13 protein-coding genes are annotated in these 18,767 nt (G+C 73.4%); 4 read left to right on the plus strand and 9 right to left on the minus strand.

The genetic code is table 11. The features are described from left to right. Window positions 1-34: 34 nt before the first annotated feature. From ACFVX6_RS05365 to ACFVX6_RS05380, 4 genes are all read right to left on the minus strand, one after another. Window positions 35-2,428 carry a polysaccharide lyase 8 family protein gene (locus ACFVX6_RS05365; protein ID WP_389688180.1) on the minus strand — a complete coding sequence of 798 codons (2,394 nt, stop codon included), beginning with the start codon at window positions 2,426-2,428 and terminating at the stop codon, window positions 35-37. Window positions 2,429-2,569: 141 nt separating this feature from the next. Further along, complete coding sequence (locus ACFVX6_RS05370; RefSeq protein ID WP_389688182.1) at window positions 2,570-3,376, minus strand: sugar phosphate isomerase/epimerase family protein; 807 nt, start codon at window positions 3,374-3,376, stop codon at window positions 2,570-2,572. Between the two features lie 29 nt (window positions 3,377-3,405). Next, a complete protein-coding gene (locus ACFVX6_RS05375; protein WP_389688184.1) occupies window positions 3,406-4,563 on the minus strand; it encodes a dihydrodipicolinate synthase family protein in 1,158 nt (385 codons plus the stop codon). Then, a complete protein-coding gene (locus ACFVX6_RS05380; protein WP_389688265.1) occupies window positions 4,560-5,684 on the minus strand; it encodes a Gfo/Idh/MocA family protein in 1,125 nt (374 codons plus the stop codon). The genes ACFVX6_RS05375 and ACFVX6_RS05380 overlap by 4 nt, the downstream gene beginning before the upstream one ends. A gap of 241 nt (window positions 5,685-5,925) precedes the next feature. Here ACFVX6_RS05380 and ACFVX6_RS05385 point away from each other — a divergent pair, with 241 nt between their 5' ends. Both ACFVX6_RS05385 and ACFVX6_RS05390 read left to right on the plus strand, forming a co-directional pair. Further along, a complete protein-coding gene (locus ACFVX6_RS05385; RefSeq protein ID WP_389688186.1) occupies window positions 5,926-7,038 on the plus strand; it encodes a LacI family DNA-binding transcriptional regulator in 1,113 nt (370 codons plus the stop codon). Further along, window positions 7,035-7,850: a sugar phosphate isomerase/epimerase family protein gene (locus ACFVX6_RS05390; protein ID WP_389688188.1), complete on the plus strand. Its 816-nt coding sequence runs from the start codon at window positions 7,035-7,037 to the stop codon at window positions 7,848-7,850. The genes ACFVX6_RS05385 and ACFVX6_RS05390 overlap by 4 nt, the downstream gene beginning before the upstream one ends. A 90-nt stretch (window positions 7,851-7,940) precedes the next feature. Here the strand turns inward: ACFVX6_RS05390 and ACFVX6_RS05395 are convergent, their stop codons facing one another. Both ACFVX6_RS05395 and ACFVX6_RS05400 read right to left on the minus strand, forming a co-directional pair. Then, window positions 7,941-8,933 carry a hydroxyacid dehydrogenase gene (locus ACFVX6_RS05395; RefSeq protein WP_389688267.1) on the minus strand — a complete coding sequence of 331 codons (993 nt, stop codon included), beginning with the start codon at window positions 8,931-8,933 and terminating at the stop codon, window positions 7,941-7,943. Between the two features lie 350 nt (window positions 8,934-9,283). Beyond that, window positions 9,284-10,426 (minus strand): substrate-binding domain-containing protein, encoded by a 1,143-nt coding sequence (locus tag ACFVX6_RS05400; protein WP_389688190.1) that lies wholly within the window; start codon window positions 10,424-10,426, stop codon window positions 9,284-9,286. 244 nt (window positions 10,427-10,670) lie between these two features. On the opposite strand from ACFVX6_RS05400, the gene ACFVX6_RS05405 reads away from it, so the two are divergent. Both ACFVX6_RS05405 and ACFVX6_RS05410 read left to right on the plus strand, forming a co-directional pair. Beyond that, window positions 10,671-12,461, plus strand: a complete 1,791-nt coding sequence (locus tag ACFVX6_RS05405; RefSeq protein ID WP_389688192.1) for a beta-galactosidase family protein — start codon at window positions 10,671-10,673, stop codon at window positions 12,459-12,461. A 235-nt stretch (window positions 12,462-12,696) separates the two neighbouring features. Then, entirely contained in the window at window positions 12,697-13,647 is a 951-nt protein-coding gene (locus ACFVX6_RS05410; protein WP_389688194.1) for an aldo/keto reductase, read from the plus strand. A gap of 12 nt (window positions 13,648-13,659) precedes the next feature. Here the strand turns inward: ACFVX6_RS05410 and ACFVX6_RS05415 are convergent, their stop codons facing one another. From ACFVX6_RS05415 to ACFVX6_RS05425, 3 genes are all read right to left on the minus strand, one after another. After that, window positions 13,660-14,565, minus strand: a complete 906-nt coding sequence (locus tag ACFVX6_RS05415) for a carbonic anhydrase (RefSeq protein ID WP_389688196.1) — start codon at window positions 14,563-14,565, stop codon at window positions 13,660-13,662. A 128-nt stretch (window positions 14,566-14,693) separates the two neighbouring features. After that, complete coding sequence (locus ACFVX6_RS05420) at window positions 14,694-15,629, minus strand: ABC transporter permease (RefSeq protein ID WP_389688198.1); 936 nt, start codon at window positions 15,627-15,629, stop codon at window positions 14,694-14,696. Further along, on the minus strand, window positions 15,626-18,367 hold the full coding sequence (locus ACFVX6_RS05425; protein ID WP_389688200.1) for an alpha/beta fold hydrolase: 2,742 nt from the start codon (window positions 18,365-18,367) through the stop codon (window positions 15,626-15,628). Before ACFVX6_RS05425 ends, ACFVX6_RS05420 begins: the two co-directional genes overlap by 4 nt. Window positions 18,368-18,767: the final 400 nt, after the last annotated feature.

Below are 18,767 nucleotides of genomic sequence, written 5' to 3' on the forward strand. Positions count from 1 at the left end.
GCCGGGGATCAGGTGACCAGGAGTGGTCCGGAGATCACCCCAGTCTCACCTTCACCACCTGGCTCGCTCCCGCCAGAGCGGTGAGGCTGCCGAAGCCGAGCTGGAGCGCGGTCCCGGTGCTTGCCGAGACCACGCTCGCCGGCTGGGACAGCACCTGGGTGACGGGCCGGTTCCACACGAGGGTCAGTCCCGAGAGGGTGCGGGTCGGGTCCGAGACGCAGACCACGGCCGTGCCGTCGCCGAGCTCCCGCACCGTGACCGAACACGGCGCGCTCGCCTGCAGGGCGCCGATGGTCGCGGGCTGCCAGAAGTTCACCCCGGTGAAGCCGAGCGAGCCCACCGCCACCGCTTGGGCTGTCGTGTTGTTGGCGAGCACCGTGAGCCATCCGGTGGCGGCGGACCGCGCCGAGGTCTGGGCGGCCGAGGCCCCCGGCATCAGCTGGTAGACGTAGCTGCCGCCGGTCGGGTCCGTCCCGTGGTCGTACCAGAGGGTCAGGTAGCGCCGGGTCAGGGCCGTGGTCGAGGCGCTCCGGTTGATATCGCTCCACCGGCCGGTGCGGGCCTCCCGCAGCGCCCTGAAAGTGTTCGAACCCGACATGACATAGCCGCCGAAGCCCGCCAGGTGCGCCCAGCCGGGCCCGGGGAAGGAGGCGGTCCAGCCCAGCGTGGCCGGCTGGACCGTGCCGTTCACGGTCAGGGCGTGGGCGCCGGTCGCGCCCAGGTTCCGGTTGTCGATGACCGTGTCGACCGCGGCGCCGTCCGTGGAGCTGATCCCGGCGCCCAGGCAGACCACCGTGTCGTCGAGGAAGAACCAGGACTTGCGGGCCGAGAGCGTGCTGCCCAGCCCCTTCAGGTGCTGGCCCGCCGAGGCGAACTCCCCGTCGGTCGTGCCGCCCACCCAGGTGACGTCCGGCCGGGAGGCACCCCAGTCGCCCCCGGCTCCGTCGGCCAGCGCCTTGCGGGAGGCGGTGGTCCCGGGCAGCCGGTAGGGATTGACCGTGGGCCAGAACGCGTCCGAGTACTGGCCGTTCCCGTAGGTGGAGCCCCACCAGGAGAGCATGCCGCTGCCCGTGTGCCAGCCGCGCAGGTTCTCGCCGTTGCCCGTCTCGTAGTGCGTGATCCGCTTCGAGGCCATGGACAGGGAGGCCGCCCACGTCGGCCTGCGGTGCGCGGCCCGGTCCATCGAGGGGAACAACCGGTGCGCCACCGGCTCGGGCGCCGCCGTGACCGTGGCGTCCGCCGAGACCTCGGAGAGCCGGGCCAGGGCCGCCAGGCTCTGGGTGGCGTCCGCCATCGGAGGGCTGTAGTAGTCCCGCGCCGACCAGCCCTTCACCAAGCCGCGCCAGCGCGTCCGTTCGGCGGTGCTCGCGCCCTCGGCGAGGAGCAGGATCGCGGCGAGGACCGAGTGCCCGCGGGTGTGGTCGTCCAGCTGCGCCTGGAGGGGATCGGCCAGTTGGACCCCCCGGCTGGGGGCCCGCCCCGATACGGCGTCCATCATCAGTCCGTTGTAGAGGAACGGCGCCCACGCGTGCTCCACCGCGTCGAAGACGATCTGCGCGCCGGGGTCGGTGACCTCCCAGGCCGTTCCCTTCAACAGGCCGAACAGCATGCCCAGTCCGCCGAGCATGACCGAACCGTACGAGCCGGTGTACGCGACGTAGGTGTGCTGGATGAAGGAGCCGTCCCGGTAGAGCCCGTCGCCGGAGGTGACGTACGGGAACACCGGCGTGAGCGCGTCCCGGGCCAGGGCGATCTTCGCGTCGTCGCCGCCGACCACACCGCGCAGCGCGAGCACCCGGCACAGGTCCACCCGGTTCGCCCCGGTGCTCGTCCCCGTGTACGAGCCGACCGTGGAATCCGGTACGAAGTGGTCCACGGCGGCGCAGTAGGCGGTGAGCTGGGCCGCGGAGAGCCGGCCGTACATCAGGACGACGGTGTCGAGCAGCGCCTGGGGGGCGCCGATCTGCCAGCACCACCAGTTGCCGTACCGCGCCTGCCCGGCGTTGTAGACCTGGGCGTGGAGATGGTCCAGTCCGGTCAGCACGGCCGTACGCAGCGCGGCGTCACCGGTGAGCCCCGTCCCCGGTCTGACATAGGCCTCCGCCATGCTCCGCAGGCGGTAGTAGCTCTGCGCCATCCACTCGGGGTCGGTGCTGAAGACCTGGTCGGGCCAGAGCGAACCGGTCGCCGGGGCCATCGAGGAGCGCCACTGGCCGGCTTGTGCGCCCAGCGCGACCAGCCGCGTGCGGAACGGCTCCGCGGTGGGGGAGGACACGCTTCCCAGGACGAGGCCCTGCCACACCGCGCGCATGGCGGCGTGCACCGAGGTCACCGTCCCGGCGGTCGCGGGGAAGGCGGGGGTGCCGAGCAGCACCACGCTGCCACCGACCCCCGTGAGGAAGGCACGGCGGCTCCACACATCTGTCATCACAGTCTCCTTTGACTGAAACGCTGCTTCGCCTGAAACGCTGCATCGCCTGAAACGCTGCTTCGCCTGAAACGCTGCTTCGCCTGAAACGCTGTGGCCCCCGTGTACTTCGTGTACTTCGGCTCACGCACCCCCTTCACCTCATGCGACGTGCTCGCGGTAGCGGTCGATCACCTCCCGCAGCACCTCGTCGCCGTCGCGCGCCCACAGCCCGGGATGGAAGATCTCCACCTCTACCGGCCCCAGGTACCCCGCGGAGTCGGTCAGCTCCCGGAAGGCCCTCAGGTCGATCGAGCCGTCGCCCAGCTGTCCCCGCCCCAGCAGCACGCCTTCGGGGAGCGGCGTCACCCAGTCGGCGACCTGGACGGACACGATCCGGCCGGCCTCTCCGGCCCGCCGGACCTCGGAAGGCAGCCGCTCGTCCCACCACAGGTGGTAGGAGTCGACGACCACCCCCACCCGCGCCGCGGGGAACTCCTCGGCGATGTCCAGGGCCTGACCGAGGGTGGAGACCACGCAGCGGTCCGCGGCGTACATCGGGTGCAACGGCTCGATCCCCAGGCGCACCCCGTGCCCGGCGGCGTACGGGACCAGGTCGCCCAGGATGTCGACGATCCGCCGGCGGGCTCCCGCCAGGTCCCGGTCACCGTCCGGCAGGCCGCCCGAGACCAGGACCAGCGCGTCGGCGCCCAGCTCGGCGGCTTCCTCCACGGCACGGCGGTTGTCCTCGAGGGCGGCCGCCCGCCCGTCCGGATCGGCGGCGGTGAAGAAGCCGCCCCGGCACAGCGAACTGACCCGGAGTCCGGCCCCGGCGACCAGCTTCGCGGCCTCCCGCACCCCGAACCGCTGTACGGGATCGCGCCACAGCCCGACCGCGCCGACCCCGGCCGCGCTGCACCCGGCCACCAGCTCGGGCAGGGACCACTGGCGGATCGTCTCCTGGTTCAAGCTGAACCGGGCAGGCGCCGCCGCCGGGCTCACGAGGTCACCCCGTGCAGCGCGAGCAGCTGTCGCATCCGGGCCTCGGCGAGCTCCGGGTCCGGGAACAGGCCGAGGTTGTCGGCCAGTTCGTAGGCGGTGGCCAGATGGGGGAGCGAGCGGGCCGAGTGCAGCCCGCCGACCATCGCGAAGTGTTCCTGGTGTCCCGCGAGCCAGGCCAGGAGCACGACGCCCGTCTTGTAGTAGCGGGTGGGCGGAGCGAACAGGTGCCGGGACAGCGCCACCGTCGGATCCAGCAGCTCCCGGAATCCGGTCGCGTCGTCCTGGTCGAGGGCGAGCGCCGCCCGCGCCGCGATCGGGGCGATCGGATCGAAGATCCCCAGGAGGGCGTCGCTGGCCAGCTCGCCGTCCCCGGCGATCAGCTCCGGATAGTGGTAGTCGTCGCCCGTGTAGCAGCGCACGCCCGCGGGCAGCCGCCGCCGGATGTCCACCTCGCGCCCCGCATCGAGCAGCGAGACCTTGATGCCGTCGACCTTCTCCGGGTACTCGGAAATGATCTTCAGGAAGACGTCCGTGGCCGCGTCCAGGTCCGCGTGCCCCCAGTACCCCTCCAGCGCCGGGTCGAACATCGGCCCCAGCCAGTGCAGGACCACCGGCCGGGAACTCTGCCGCAGCAGCCTCCCGTACACCTCCAGGTAGTCCTCCGGACCGCGCGCCGCCGCGGCCAGCGCCCGGGAGGCCATCAGCACGGCCGTCGCCCCGCACTCCTCGACCAGCGCCAGCTGCTCCTCGTACGCCGCGGTGACGGCGGCCAGGGTGTGCGCGGTGTCCGGAGCCAGCTGGTCGGTGCCCGCCCCGCAGACGATCCGGCCGCCCACCGACCGGGCTTCGGCGGTCGAACGGCGGATCAGTTCCGCCGCGCCCGGCCAGTCCAGCCCCATCCCGCGCTGCGCCGTGTCCATGGCCTCGGCGACCCCGAGACCCTGCGCCCACAGGGTGTGCCGGAAGGCCAGCGTGGACTCCCAGTCGATCACCGGGCCGGATTCGGCCGAGGCGGAGAGGGGGTCGGCCACCACGTGCGCGGCCGAGTAGAAGATGCGGCTGCCGGCCGGGCCGCAGGTGAGCGGCGCCAGCGGAGCGGTCACCGGCGCGTGGAGGCGCAGCCCGCCGTCCGCCGAGGGGAGCCGGATGCTCACAGCGCCACCTCCGGGACCACGAGCCGCCGGCCCTCCGCAGAGGAACGCAGCCCGAGATCGGCCAGCTGCACCCCGCGGGCCCCGGCCAGCAGGTCCCACTGCCAGGGCTCGTCCCGTACGACATGGCGCAGGAACAGCTCCCACTGGGCCTTGAAGCCGTTGTCGGCGGGGGTGTTGTCCGGGACCTCCTGCCACTGGTCGCGGAAGCTCTCGGTCAGGGGCAGGTCCGGATTCCACACCGGCTTCGGGGTCGTCGCGCGGTGCTGGATCCGGCAGCCGCGCAGCCCGGCGACCGCCGACCCGTGCGTCCCGTCCACCTGGAACTCCACGAGCTCGTCGCGGTTGACCCGTACCGCCCAGGAGGAGTTGATCTGCGCGACGGCGCCCCCCTCCAGCTCGAAGATCCCGTACGCCGCGTCGTCCGCGGTGGCCTCGTACGGCTTGCCCGCCTCGTCCCAGCGGCGGCCGATGTGGGTGCGCGTCAGCGCCTGCACCGTGCGGACCCGGCCGAACAGCTCGTGCAGCAGGTACTCCCAGTGCGGGAACATGTCGGCGACGATGCCGCCGCCGTCCTGGGAGCGGTAGTTCCAGGAAGGGCGCTGGGCGGACTGCCAGTCGCCTTCGAAGACCCAGTATCCGAACTCCCCGCGCACGGACAGGATCTCGCCGAAGAAGCCGCCGTCGATGAGCCGCTTGAGCTTCAGCAGGCCCGGCAGGAACAGCTTGTCCTGCACCACCCCGTGCTTGACGCCGGCCGCGTCGGCCAGTCGCGCGATCTCCAGCGAGGACTCGAAGGTGAGGGCGGTGGGCTTCTCGCAGTAGACGTGCTTGCCGGCCGCCACGGCCTGCCGCACGGCCGCCTCACGGGCGCTGGTGACCTGGGCGTCGAAATAGATCTCGACCTCGGGGTCGGCCAGCACCGCAGCCAGGTCGGTGCTCACGTGCTCCAGGCCGTGCCGCTCCGCGATGGCCCGCAGGGCCTCCTCGCGCCGGCCGACCAGAACCGGCTCCGGCCACAGCACCGTGCCGTCGCCGAGGTCGAGCCCGCCCTGCTCGCGCAGTGCGAGCAGGGAGCGGACCAGGTGCTGGCGATATCCCATCCGCCCGGTGACGCCGTTCATGGCGATCTTGATCGTCCTGCGCTGCACGATGTCCCCCTCCTTCGTCTTGTTGCGGTGTTTCTTGTGCGGAGTTTCCGAGAAAGCAGCATAGAAAGCGCTTTCTCTCCGCTCAGGCTAGGGCCGCGTGGTGTCGCGGTGCAAGACTCTTACGGGTGATAGAAAGCGCTTTCTTCATCGGGGGCTATGGAGATCCACACACCGGGTGAGACGATGACCCCGGACGGAACGGATGGAGGGGACGATGGCGGTCACACTCGCCGAAGTGGCGGTGCACGCGGGCGTATCGCCGGCCACGGTCTCGCGCGTGCTCAACGGCGGGTATCCGGTGGCGGGCGCCACCCGGACCCGCGTGGAGCGGGCGATCGAGGACCTCGGCTACATCGCAAACGGCCCTGCGCGGGCCCTCGCCGCCGCGACCTCCGACCTGATCGGCGTCCTCGTCCACGATGTCGCGGACAGCTTCTTCGGGATCCTCGCCGGATCCCTGCAGAGCGCCCTGGCCCCCGGCGGGCAGGGCGGCGCGCGCCGGCTCGCCGTCGTCTGCAACACCGAGGGCGCCCCGGCCGCCGAGCTCGACTACCTCGCCCTCTTGGAAGGACAGCGGGCCGGCGGAGTCGTCCTGACCGGCGGCGCCGTGGAGGACCCGGAGCACACCCGGGCGCTCGCCGCCCGTCTCGCCCGCATCGCGGCCACCGGCGCCCCGGTGGTGCTCTGCGGGCGGCCCCCGCTGCCCATGCCCGCCGGACTCCCCGTCGCCACCGTCATGTTCGACGACCGGGGCGGCGCCTTCCGGCTCACCGAGCACCTGCTGACGCTCGGCCACCGACACATCGCCTACGTGGCCGGCCCGCCCGGACTGAGCACCACCCGGGAGCGCCTCGCCGGACACCAGGACGCCCTGCGCGACCACGACCCCGAACTGCCCGCGCACTGTGCCGGCCTCACCGTGCACGCGGGGTTCGAGCGGTCCGCCGGATACGACGCCACCCGTGAACTGCTCCGCCGCGGAGCGCCCTTCACCGCCGTGGCCGCCGCCAACGACAGCGTCGCCACCGGGGTCGCCGCGGCCCTGCGCGAGGCCGGCCTGCGGATACCCGAGGACGTCTCCGTCGCCGGCTTCGACGACCTGCCCGTCTGCGTCGACACCGCACCCGCCCTCACCACCGTCCGGGTGCCGCTGCGCGAGGCGGGGGTGCTCGCCGCCCAGCTCGTCACGGGCCGCAGAGCGCTGCCCCCGGGCGGTATCACCACGCTGCCCGCCGAGCTGACGGTGCGCGCCTCCACCGCGCCGCCGCCCGCCACCGCGCCCGCCGCCGGCAGGCTCCCCGCCGCCACCGAAGGAAGCCGTCCGTGAGGTACGCCTTCTCCACCCTCGGCCTGCCCGGCACCCCGCTGGAGCGCAGCGCGGAGCTCGCCGCCACGCACGGCTTCCAGGGCCTCGAACTGCGGGCCCACCCCGAGGAGCCCCTGCATCCCGCCAGCTCCGCCGGCGACCGCGCGGCCGGACTGCGCACCCTGGCCTCCGCCGGCGTCACTGTCCTCGGAGTCGCGGGCTACGCCCGGGTGGCCGCGCCCGGCCCCGACGAGCCCGTCCTCGCCGAGATCCAGTCCCTGGTCCGGCTCGCCGCCGACCTCGAAGCCCCCTACGTACGGGTCTTCCCCGGCGGCGGTGAACCGCCCGCGGTCGACGCCGACGACCACGCGGTCCGCAGGCTGCGGGCCGCCGCACCCTTCGCCGAGCGGCACGGGGTGCGGATCCTGCTGGAGACCCACGACTCGCACCGCACGGCGACCGCCACGGCCCGGGTCCTCGACCGGGTCGCGCATCCGGGCGCGGGCGCGCTGTGGGACGTACTGCACACCTGGCTCGGGGGCGAGTCGCCGGCCGAGTCGAGCCGGGCCCTCGCCGGGCACCTGGGGTACGTCCAGGTCAAGGACGTGGCGTCCGCGCAGGAGCTGACCCCGCTCGGGCTCGGCGGGGGAGCGCTGCCGCTCGCCGAGGCGGTGGCCCTCGTACCGCCGGGGGGCTGGCTCTGCTGGGAGTACGAGAAGCGCTGGTACCCCGGCGCCGGCGCGCTGCCGGAGCGGCTCGGGCCGGGCCGCGCGTACTTGGAGCGGCTCGTCCGCGCGGCGCGGGCCGGGCAAGAGCCGACGGAGAAAGCCTAGGGCCTGTCGTCGAACTCCCTTCTGCCTCGCGGCGCACCAGACGCCCGCGAGGCCGCCCTTCGGGCGACGACGGGAGTTTGACGACAGGCCCTAGGCCGAGTGGCCGAGCCGGTCCCGGTCGACGGCGTGGCGGAAGCCGAGCCCCCGGGCGTAGCGCGCCACTTCCTCGACCGCCGACAACGCCAGCCGGTCCAGCTCCCCGCCCAGGGAACCGGCCACGTGCGGGGTGAGCAGCACGTTGGGCAGGTCGTACAGGGGGGAGTCGGCGGGCAGCACCTCCGGCTCGGTGTGGTCGAGCACGGCGTGCAGCCGCCCCGAGACCAGCTCCCCGGTCAGCGCCGCGGTGTCGACGAGCGAGCCCCGCGCGGTGTTCACGAGGGTGGCCCCGTCCCGCATCAGGGCCAGCCGGGACGCGTCCAGCAGCCGGCGGGTCTGCGGCAGCTCGGGAGCGTGCAGGCTCACCACGTCGCTGCGGGAGAGCAGTTCGTCCAGGGCGACGGCCTCGGCGCCGAGGGCGGCGAGCTCGGCCGGATCGGCGTACGGATCGTGCACGAGCACCCGCAGGTCGAAGGGGCGCAGCAACTCCAGTACGCGGCGGCCGATCAGGGAAGCGCCGACCAGGCCGACGGTACGGCGGTAGTTGCCGACGGCGGGGTAGTGGCGCAGCGGGTCGATGTGGCCGCGGGCGGCCCGGTAGGCGTGCGCGGAGTCCAGGACCCGCTTGTTGGCGAACAGGATGGCGGCGAGCGTGTACTCCGCGACCGGCAGGGCGTTAACGGCGGCCGAGCTGGACACGAGCAGCCCCCGCTCCCAACAAGCCGGGGTGACATGGTGTTTGACACTGCCCGCGGCGTGCACGACCGCCCGGAGCTCCGGCATCAGCTCCAGCGCCCGCGCGTCCAGCGGAGGGCAGCCCCACCCGGTGAACAGCACCTCGGCCACGGCAAGCCGCTGCCGCAGCGCGTCCTCGGAGCAGGCGGAGCCGAAGTCGGTGACCAACAGCCCGGGATCCACGTCGGCGACCCGGACCAGCTCCGGAAGGATCCGGTCACCGAGGACGGCGGCCCGGGTCCCGGAGCCCATGGCGAGCACGGTGACCGGCCGGCGGGGCGCGGCGAGAGGGGATGGGGCGGAGTCGGAGGCGGGGTGGGTCACTTGGCGGCTCCTGCCGTGAGATCCGAAGTCCCGATGGTCACAAACCCCGGCCGAGGCGCCGGTACCGACACGTGGGCGCAACCGACCGGCGGGCGGCAACCCGGCGGGCGGCAACCGGCAGGTCCTCGCGGGGCGAATGGGCCCCGGGGCCGCCGCTCCCCAAAGTGGCGGCCCCGGAGCTGTTCGCGAGCCTCATCCTTTTGCGCGGACGATCATGTCGTCAAGAGCGAATCCGCAATTCGATCGAAACGCACACGCGAAACGCACACCTCGCGGGGCTACGGGCGGACCGTCAGCCGGGGAAGCAGGTCCAGATGCTGTCGCGGCCCTTCCCGCCCCGCCCCGCGGTCCTCCAGCCGGTCCAGCAGCATGCCCGCCGCCCGCGCCCCCACCTCACGCTTGGCCGGAGCCACCGCCGACAGGGGTACGTCGGCCAGCTCGGCCACCTCGTCGTCGTACGTGATCACGGCCAGGTCCTCCGGCACCCGCACCCCCCGCGCCTGGAGCCGCGGGATCAGCATGATCGCGTCCGTGTCGCTGTGGATCAGGGCAGCGGTCACTCCGCCCTCGGACACCGCCGCGCACAAGTAGTCCAGGGTCCGCGCGAAGGCCTCCGCCTCCGCCGGCGAAGCCGCCCCGGCCGTCGCGCCCGCCCCGGCCGCAGGCCACGCCCCGGCCGCAGGCCATGCGGGCGGCGGCTCCAGCCCGAGGGTGGCCACGGCCGCCGCGAAGCCGGTCCGCAGCCGCCCCGACGTCGGGGTCTCCCGGCTGGCCAGCGCGATCCGCTTGTGCCCCCGTTCCGCCAGGTGCGCCACGGCCCGCGCCGCGCCGTCGGCGTGGTCGGAGGACACCCGGTCCAGGGAGGCCGCCGGATGCCCCGGCGGGGCCCACCGCTCCACCAGGACGGTCGGCACGGGCAGTTCGGCCGTCCACGCCCCTTCGCCGGGTCCGGGAGTTCCGGCCTCCCAGTTCGGGGTCAGCAGCAGTCCGTCCGCCCCCGTGGAGAGCAACCGGTCCGCCTGCGTGCGGTCCTCGCCCGCCAGGTACCGGGTCAGCCCCACGGCGAGCCGCGCGCCCCTCGCCTCGACCACCTCGCGGGCGCCCCGTACGACGTCCGCGTAGTAGTACTCGGTGGTCGGCACGACCATCCCGATGACCAGCCCGCCGCCACCGCGACCCGGGTCGGGTACGGAGCCCGGCACCGCGGGCCCCGGTACCGGCGCCGCCGGGACGGGCTCGAGCCGGCTGATCGCCCCGTGCATCCGCTGGATCTCGCCCCGCGCCGCCATCGCCTCGACGTCCCGCCGCAGGGTCACCGGGGAGATGCCCAGCTCCTTGGCGAGGTCCGCGACACGTGCACTGCCCCGCGCCCGGACGAGGGTGAGCACGCGGGCCTGGCGCTGGTCGACATGTGGTCTCAAGGGATCCCCCTGCGGTGTGCCCGGCCCGTGGTGCGTGGTCCGTGGTCCGTGTGCGTGGCCCGTGTGCATGGCTCGTGTGTGGTCCGTGGTGCGCGTGCCGCTCGATTCCACCACAGAAAACCGAAACGATCGATTCGATCGAACCCGATCAACCGGTCATTGACGGCGCGGACCGCGCGTTCATATATTCGGCCACGTCCCGCCCCCTCACGGCAGCATCTCGATCTCTCCCGGGAGTCAGCGCATGCTCACGCACGACCAGGACGGCTTCCGACGCGCAGACCGCCCCCACCGCATCGTTTCGGGGGCACTGCACTACTTCCGGGTCCACCCCGATCTGTGGGAAGACCGCCTCACCCGGCTGCGCTCCATGGGGGCCAACACCGTGGACACCTACGTCCCCTGGAACTTCCACGAGACCGCCCCCGGGAAGGCCGACTTCACCGGCTGGCGCGACCTCGGCCGTTTCCTGCGCATCGCCCAGGACCTCGGCCTCGACGTCATCGTCCGCCCCGGCCCCTACATCTGCGCCGAATGGGACTTCGGCGGCCTGCCCGCCCGCCTCCTCGCCGTCGACGGCCTGCGCCTGCGCTGCTCCGACCCGCGTTTCGAGGCCGAAGTCGACGGCTGGTTCGACCTCGTGGTTCCCGAGGTGTTGCCGTACCTCGCGAGCCGCGGCGGTCCCGTCGTCGCCGTCCAGATCGAGAACGAGTACGGCTCGTACGGCAACGACACCCGCTACCGCGCCCACATCGAGCGCTCGCTGCTCGAACGCGGCGTCGACTGCCTGCTGTTCACCGCCGACGGACCCGAGGACGCCATGCTGCAGGGCGGCATGGTCCCGGGACGGCTCGCCACCGCCACCTTCGGAGCCAAGCCCGCCGAACGCCTCGCGTCCCTGCGCCGCTACCAGCGGACCGGCCCGCTCACCGCGATGGAGTTCTGGATCGGCTGGTTCGACCACTGGGGCGAGGAGCACCATGTGCGCCCCGTGGAGGACGCGGCGCAGTCGCTCGACGAACTCCTCGCCACCGGAGCCTCCGTCAACCTCTACATGGCCCACGGCGGCACCAACTTCGGCTTCTGGGCCGGCGCGAACCACACCGGATCCCGGCCCGGCGACCCCGGCTACCAGCCCACCGTCACCAGCTACGACTACGACGCCCCCATCGGCGAGGCCGGCGAACTGACCCCGAAATTCCACGCGTTCCGCGAGGTCATCGGCAAGTACGTGCCGCTGCCCGACGGCCCGCTGCCCGAGCCGCCGCCCCGGATGACCCCGGCCCTCGCCGTCGCCGGAGGCATCGCGCCGCTCCTCGCGCACCTCGACCTCCTCGCCGGCCCGCCGCTCCTGCGCCCCGCTCCCGAGTCGATGGAGAAGCTCGGCCAGGACCACGGCCTGATCCACTACCGCACCACCATCACCGGCCCGCGCCCCGTCATGCCGGTCAAGATCGACGGGCTGGGCGACCGGGCGTACGTCTTCGCCGACGGAGCACCGCTCGGCATCCTGGACCGCAATTCACCGGACGAGGGCCTGGACCTGCCCGTCGGCGAGGAAGGAGTCGTCCTCGACCTGCTCGTCCGGGCCCAGGGCCGGGTCAATTACGGGCCGCTCCTCGACGACCGCAAGGGCATTTCCCGCGCCGTGCGCCACGGCCACCAGCACCTCTTCGAATGGGAGATACGACCGCTCCCGCTCACGGAACTGGCCGCGCTGGTGTGGTCGGGGGACTCCGCCGCCCCGGACACCCCCGTCTTCCACCGCTTCACCCACACCCTGACCGAGCCCCCGGCCGACGGCTTCGTCGACCTCTCCTCCTGGGGCACCGGCCTGATCTGGCTGAACGGCTTCCTCCTGGGGCACTACGACACCCCGCGCGGCCCCCAGCGCACCCTGTACGCACCCGCCCCGCTGTGGCGTGCCGGCGCCAACGAGTTCGTCGTACTGGAACTGGAGCGCCCGGGCACCGAGCTGCCCCTGCGGGACCAGCCCGACCTCGGCCGCCCCACGGTCGTCGACATCGACTACTGACCCGCACGGAACGACGGCCGCGCTCGTCCCGGCCCCGGTCACCGGCCCCGGTCACCGGCCCCGTCATCGGCCCCGGTCACCGGCCCCGGTCACCGGCGCCGACCTCCGCGAAGTCTTTTGCGATCGTGTGAACTTCTACGCCGGTGCAGGCACCCGTCCCGGGGCCGGGGGTCGGGTGCGATCTACACTGCCGTCCTGCCGATCATGTGCCGGACGAGTGCGGAGGAACAAAGAAATGCGCCATCTCCCCCTGGGCAGTTCAGGTCTTCAGGTGTCGGCGATCGGGCTCGGCTGCAACAACTTCGGCGGTCGCCTAGACGCCCGGGCCACCCGCACCGTCGTCGACGCCGCCCTCGACGCGGGCATCACCCTCCTCGACACCGCCGACATCTACGGGGGCGCCGGGGGCTCGGAAACCCACCTCGGCGAAGCCCTCAAGGGCCGCCGGGACCAGGTCGTCCTCGCGACCAAGTTCGGCTACGACGGCGTGGACATGGGCTACGGACCCGCCGCCGGCTCCCGCGGCGGCCGCGCGTACATCCGGCGCGCCGTCGAAGCATCCCTGACCCGCCTGCAGACCGACCACATCGACCTCTACCAACTCCACAGCCCGGACCCGGACGTTCCCGTGGCCGAAACCCTCGCCGCGCTCACCGAGCTCGTCACCGAAGGCAAGATCCGCTACATCGGCCACTCCAACCTCAGCGGCTGGCAGCTCGCCGAAGCCGCCCACGTGGCCCGCGAGACCGGCGCGGCACCCTTCGTATCCGCCCAGAACGAGTGGTCGCTGCTCCAGCGATCGGCGGAGCGCGAGCTCGTCCCGGCCGCCCTCCACTACGGAGTCGGCGTCCTGCCGTACTTCCCGCTGGCCAACGGGCTGCTGACCGGAAAGATCCGCCGCGGCGCTCCCGTCCCCGCGGGCTCCCGCCTCGAAGGCCGCGACGCCTACCTCACCGACGAGCGCCTCGACACCGTGGAAGCCCTCGCGGCGCTGGCCGACAAGCACGGGCGCACCGTCCTGGAACTCGCCATCGGCTGGCTCTCCGCCCAGCCCGGCTGCGCCTCCGTCATCGCGGGTGCCACGTCCGCCGAGCAGGTACGGGCCAACGCGGCCGTCGCCGACCGGCCGCTCGACGCCGAACTCCTGGCGGAGGTCGACGCCGTCGCGGGAGCCGCCGCAGGCTGACCGGTCCCGCCGTCAGGAGGCGTCGGGCGACGGACTGACGGAAGCGGACCCCGACGGGGACGCGGATGCGGAATCCGATGCCGACGGGGACGCGGACGGGGATGTGGACGCCGATGCCGATGCCGACGGGCTGGGCGAGGTGCTCCCGGAGGCCGAGGTACTGGCCGACGGGCTGGCGGAAGGGCTCCCCGTCGGCGCCCCCGTCAGAATCTCCACCTGGCCGGTGTCCAGCGAGTAGTAGGCGCCGACCACGGCCAGCGAGCCCTTCCCCACCAGGGGCGCCAGATCCGCGTTGGCACGCAGATCGTCCGCCGTCACCTTGATCTGATGGCGGATCATCGTGTCGACCGGGTCGGCGCCCGGGTCCTTGATCGTCAGCTCGTACGCCGGCACCAGCGCCTTCTCGATCGCCCGCAGGTTGCCGGGCAGCGGGTTGCCCTCCCGCAACGCCTTGTACGAGGCGTCGACGGCCCCGCAGCGTTGGTGGCCGAGGACCATGATCAGCGGGGTGCCCGCCGTCATGGGCCCGAACTCCACCGACCCGGTGACCACCGGGCCGACCGCCTGCCCGCCCGTGCGCAGCACGAACAGGTCGCCGAGCCCGGTGTCGAAGAGCAGCTCCGGCGGCACCCGGGAGTCGATGCAGGCCAGGATCACGCCGAAGGGATCCTGCGCCTGCGCCACCAGCTCTCGGCGGTTCGGATCCCGGTCGGGGTGGTTCAGGCTGCCGCTCACCCAGCGCTTGTTGCCCTCCATAAGGCGGCTGTACGCGCCCTCGGGGGTGCTCGGGCGCGGCTCCGGCGCGGCCGTCGTCGCCTTCGGGGTGCTCTTGGCCGAGCATCCCGTGAGCAGGGCCGCGGCGGCCGTGAGGCCACCCGTCAGCACGAACCTGCGAGGCGGAAGTCCTGCTCTGTCCATGGGTCGTACCCCTCGGTGCCGTTCGGACGCGTCCGTACGCCCTGACCGAGGCGATTCTTGGGGGGTACGGGCCGCCGGCGCGGCAGGCACACGAGGGTCCGCCCGGGTTGGCCCCCGACGGCGGAACCTCAGGACACGATGTCCTTGCGCGCGAACCCGCGGAACGCGAGCGCGAACAGCACCACCGCGTACGACACCGACACCACGGTCCCCTTGATCATCCCGCCCCACTCGAGCTGGGGCTGCAAGGCGTCGGCCCAGGCGAACTGCCAGTGCGCCGGCAGGAACTCCCGCCAGGACCCCAGCGCGGTCACCGCGTCCAGCACGTTGCCGACGATCGTCAGACCGACCGCCCCGCCCACCGCGCCCAGCGGCGCGTCCGTCCGCGTCGACAGCCAGAACGCCAGCCCGGCTGTCACCAGCTGCGATACGAAGACGAACGCCACGGCGATCGCGAGCCGCCCGATCGTGTCCCCGGCCGGCAGCGAGCCGCCCGCGGGGAGTTCCAGCGGCCCCCACCCGTAGGCCGCCGTACCCGCGGCGAGCGCCACCAGCGGCAGCAGCACCATCGCGGCCAGGCTGAACCCGAGGGCCACCACCAGCTTGCTCCACAGCAGCCGGGCCCTGGGCACGGGCGAGGCCAGCAGGTACCGCAGCGACGACCAGCTGGCCTCCGAGGCCACCGTGTCCCCGCAGAACAGCGCCACCGGCACCACCAGCAGGAACCCGGCCGACACGAACAGGCAGGTGGCCGCGAAGTTCGCGCCCGAGGCCGTCGCCGTGTCGATGAGGGTGATCCGGCCGTCGTTGCCGCCGCGGCTGCCGGGGCCGCCGCCGACCGCGAAGGCGATCATCAGGATGAAGGGCAGAGCGGCCAGGATGCCGCCCATCACCAGCGTCCGCCGCCGGCGCCACTGCCGCAGCGCCTCCACGCGCAGCGGCAGCGTCCGGTTCGCCCGGTAGCCGTGGGCGACCTCGCGGCCGATGCCGTCCGGCGTCACGTCGCCGTTCGCGGGCGAGCCTGTGTTGTTCACGTGCGCGTTCGCATCCGTCACGGTGTTCATGCCGCGCCTCCGATCAGGGTGAGGAACGCGTCTTCCAGCCGCCGGTGCGGCCCCACTCCCGAGACCGGCACCTCCAGCCGTACGAGTTCGGCGATCAGCTCGGCGGCGCTCGCGCCGTCCAGCCGTACGAGCAGACCGTCCTCGGCGCTCGCCACGGACTCCACTCCCTCCAGCGCGGCGATCTTCCCGAAGACCGCCTCGTCCACCGGTTCGGCCAGCGACACCAGCAGGACGTCCCCGCCGCCGGTGATCTCGGCGACCTCGCCCGCCTGGACGAGCCGGCCGCGGTCCATGACCACCAGGTGCGTGCAGGACTGCTCGACCTCCGACAGCAGATGGCTGGAGACGATGACCGTCCTCCCGCCGGCCGCGTACCGGATCATCACGTCGCGCATCTCGCGGATCTGCGGCGGGTCCAGACCGTTGGTCGGTTCGTCGAGGATCAGCAGGTCCGGCATGCCGAGCATGGCCTGCGCGATCGCGAGGCGCTGGCGCATGCCCTGCGAGTACGTGCGGACCGCCCGCTCCAGCGCGTCGCCGAGCCCGGCGATCTCCAGGGCCTCCTCCATGTGGGAGTCCGCGGCCGGGCGGCCCGTGGCTTGCCAGTACAGCTCCAGGTTGGCGCGGCCCGTCAGGTGCGGCAGGAAGCCGGCACCCTCCACGAACGCCCCGACCCGCGAGAGCACGGGCGCACCGGCCCGGACCTGGTGCCCGAAGACCCGGATCTCACCGGCATCCGGAGAGATCAGGCCCATCAGCATCCGCAGGGTCGTGGTCTTGCCCGCGCCGTTGGGCCCGAGCAGGCCGAGCACCTGCCCCTTCTCCACCCGGAAGGACAGGTCCCGTACGGCGTAGCGGTCCTGTGCCTTGGCGTAGCGCTTGGTCAGCCCGGTGATCTCCAGCGGTACGTCGGCCAGCGCCGGGTCGGGCTGCGCCGCGCCCGCCTGCGTGCCGCCCTTCGGCGGACCGCCCGGCCCACGGCCGGTCCTGCGGATCCCCACCAGCGCCGCGGCCAGCAGCGCGGCCCCGAGCGGCATCCACCAGGTCCAGGCGGGCAGCCCGGAGGACGCCGTGCGCACCCCGCCCGCGACGGGCACGGCCAGGGGGCCCTGCGCCGAGACGGTGTAGGTCGCCGGCGCGGCCGGGGAGGCGTAGCCGAGGTCGGTGGCGGCGACGACGAGCCGCAGCCGGTGCCCGGCCTCGACCGCGTGGTCGATCGCGGGCAGCCGCAGTTCGACGGTCTTGTCCTGCTGCGCGTCCTCCACCCGCACCGGCGCCACCAGCTGACTCGGCAGTACCTGCTGGCGCCCGTCGGGGCTGACGTCGTACACCTTGCCGAACAGAACGGCCGAACCGTCGGCAGCCGTAGACCTCACCTTTAGGGTGATGGTCGGGGTCCCGGTGATCCGGGTTTCCCCGGTCAGCGGCTCCGACTCGAACCGGGCGTTCTGCCCGGGGAAGTCCAGCGAGAGGCCGCCTCCGAGGGCGGCGAGCTGCCCGCCGATGCCCGGCAGCGCGGACAGCGCGGGCGGGGCCCCGCCGGCCGGGTTGGCGAAGGTCTGCTCCCGGCCGGTCAGGGCGAACTCGCGCGGCCCGGACAGCAGCCCGGGATAGGTGGAGCCGCTCGCTCCGCGCAGCGTGACCCGGCCGTCGGTGGAGTCGATGCCGCCGGAGCGCGAGACGCGGAAGGCGGGGCCGGTGTCCACGGCCGCGTCGTCCTTGAGGTACCGGTCGAACCAGGTCTTCACCCGGTCCTCGACCCGGTCCGCCTCGCGCATGCCCCCGTCGTGACCGCCGGCCGCCCAGTCCACGGAGACCGGCGCACCGTTGGCGGCGATCGTCCGGGCCATGGCGTCGGCCTGGTCCAGCGGGAAGAGGGAGTCGTCCTGGCCCTGCGTGATCAGGGTCGGCACCTTGATCGCGCCGCCGACCACCGAGGGACTGCGCTCCTCCAGCAGTGCGCGGGCCTCGGGGTCGGGCTTGCCTGTCACCGCGACCCGTTCGTACATGGCGCACAGCTCGGGCTGGAAGCGTCCACAGCCGGGTGCGGCCGGGGCCGCCTGGGGGACGGCGCCCGGGCCGGAGGCGCTCGGCTGCAGGCCGCCCGCGGAACCGGTGGTGAAGAAGAGGCCCGCCCACAGCTTCTTGAAGACGCCGTTGGGGAAGAGGGAGTCCGCGAGGTTCCAGTAGGTGATCGAGGGGGCGATGGCGTCCACGCGGGGGTCGTTGCCGGCCGTGAGCAGGGAGACCGCCCCGCCGTAGGAGCCGCCCGCGATGCCGACGCGCGGATCTCCCGCCGCGTCGAGGCGCACCCCGGGCCGGGCGGCGATCCAGTCGATCAGCCGGGAGACGTCCTTGACCTCGTACGCGGGGTCGTTGAGCCCGATCTTCCCGCCGGAGCGGCCGAATCCGCGCGCGGACCAGGTCAGGACGGCGTAGCCGTCACGCGCGAGGCGCTCGGCCTGCGGACGCATGTCCTCCTTGCTGCCGCCGAAACCGTGGGCGAGGAGCACGGCGGGACGTTTCGCCCCGCCGTCCCCCGCGGTGTCCCCGCTGGTGAAGTACGAGATGTCGATCCCGGCGCCGGGCATGTCGAGGACCTTGTCCTCGCGGCGCACGGACGGGGCGTCGCCGGCCGCGGCGGTGGCCGTGAGGGTGCCCGCCCCCGCGACGACGGCGAGCGCGGCCGCGCCCGCGAGCAGGCGGCTTCGGCGGCGTCGTGGCAGTCGGAGCTTCATACGGGAACCCTAAGCGCCAAGGCCGTGCCGTCCGCGCTCCCGCAGGTTGAACTGCCGACGTCCTCAAGGACTACGCCGGCCGGTCGGCATACCGCGCCTGCGGTACGCGGTAACGCGGCGGGCGGCGGGCGGCGGGCCGGGGCCGGGGCCGGGAGTCCGGGCCGGGGGCCGGGGCAGGGAGTCGGAAAGCCCGGCGGGGTCGGGCCGGGGGCGATTCCTTCCCCACCCCACCCCTTCCGGGCTGTGCAGCATTCCGCGGCTCCGCCGCGTGGCGGGCTCCGCCCCAGGCCCCGCGCCTCAAACGCCGGCGAAGTGGATTTGCCGCAGCCCGGCGCCCGCAGCCCGGCGCCCGCAGCCCTGCGCCCGGCGCCCGGCGGCCTGCGCACGCCGGGCTGCGGCG

The organism is Streptomyces sp. NPDC058289, assembly GCF_042880975.1.
In the GTDB taxonomy this organism is placed as follows: domain Bacteria; phylum Actinomycetota; class Actinomycetes; order Streptomycetales; family Streptomycetaceae; genus Streptomyces; species Streptomyces stoeckheimensis.

Excerpts from the sequence above, each read along its gene's own strand:
- ACFVX6_RS05405 (WP_389688192.1), top strand. The coding sequence starts at position 10,671 with ATGCTCACGCACGACCAGGACGGCTTCCGACGCGCAGACCGCCCCCAC.
- ACFVX6_RS05380 (WP_389688265.1), bottom strand. The coding sequence starts at position 5,684 with ATGAACGGCGTCACCGGGCGGATGGGATATCGCCAGCACCTGGTCCGC.
- ACFVX6_RS05385 (WP_389688186.1), top strand. The coding sequence starts at position 5,926 with ATGGCGGTCACACTCGCCGAAGTGGCGGTGCACGCGGGCGTATCGCCG.
- ACFVX6_RS05365 (WP_389688180.1), bottom strand. The coding sequence starts at position 2,428 with ATGACAGATGTGTGGAGCCGCCGTGCCTTCCTCACGGGGGTCGGTGGC.
- ACFVX6_RS05395 (WP_389688267.1), bottom strand. The coding sequence starts at position 8,933 with ATGGGCTCCGGGACCCGGGCCGCCGTCCTCGGTGACCGGATCCTTCCG.
- ACFVX6_RS05410 (WP_389688194.1), top strand. The coding sequence starts at position 12,697 with ATGCGCCATCTCCCCCTGGGCAGTTCAGGTCTTCAGGTGTCGGCGATC.
- ACFVX6_RS05415 (WP_389688196.1), bottom strand. The coding sequence starts at position 14,565 with ATGGACAGAGCAGGACTTCCGCCTCGCAGGTTCGTGCTGACGGGTGGC.
- ACFVX6_RS05425 (WP_389688200.1), bottom strand. The coding sequence starts at position 18,367 with ATGAAGCTCCGACTGCCACGACGCCGCCGAAGCCGCCTGCTCGCGGGC.
- ACFVX6_RS05420 (WP_389688198.1), bottom strand. The coding sequence starts at position 15,629 with ATGAACACCGTGACGGATGCGAACGCGCACGTGAACAACACAGGCTCG.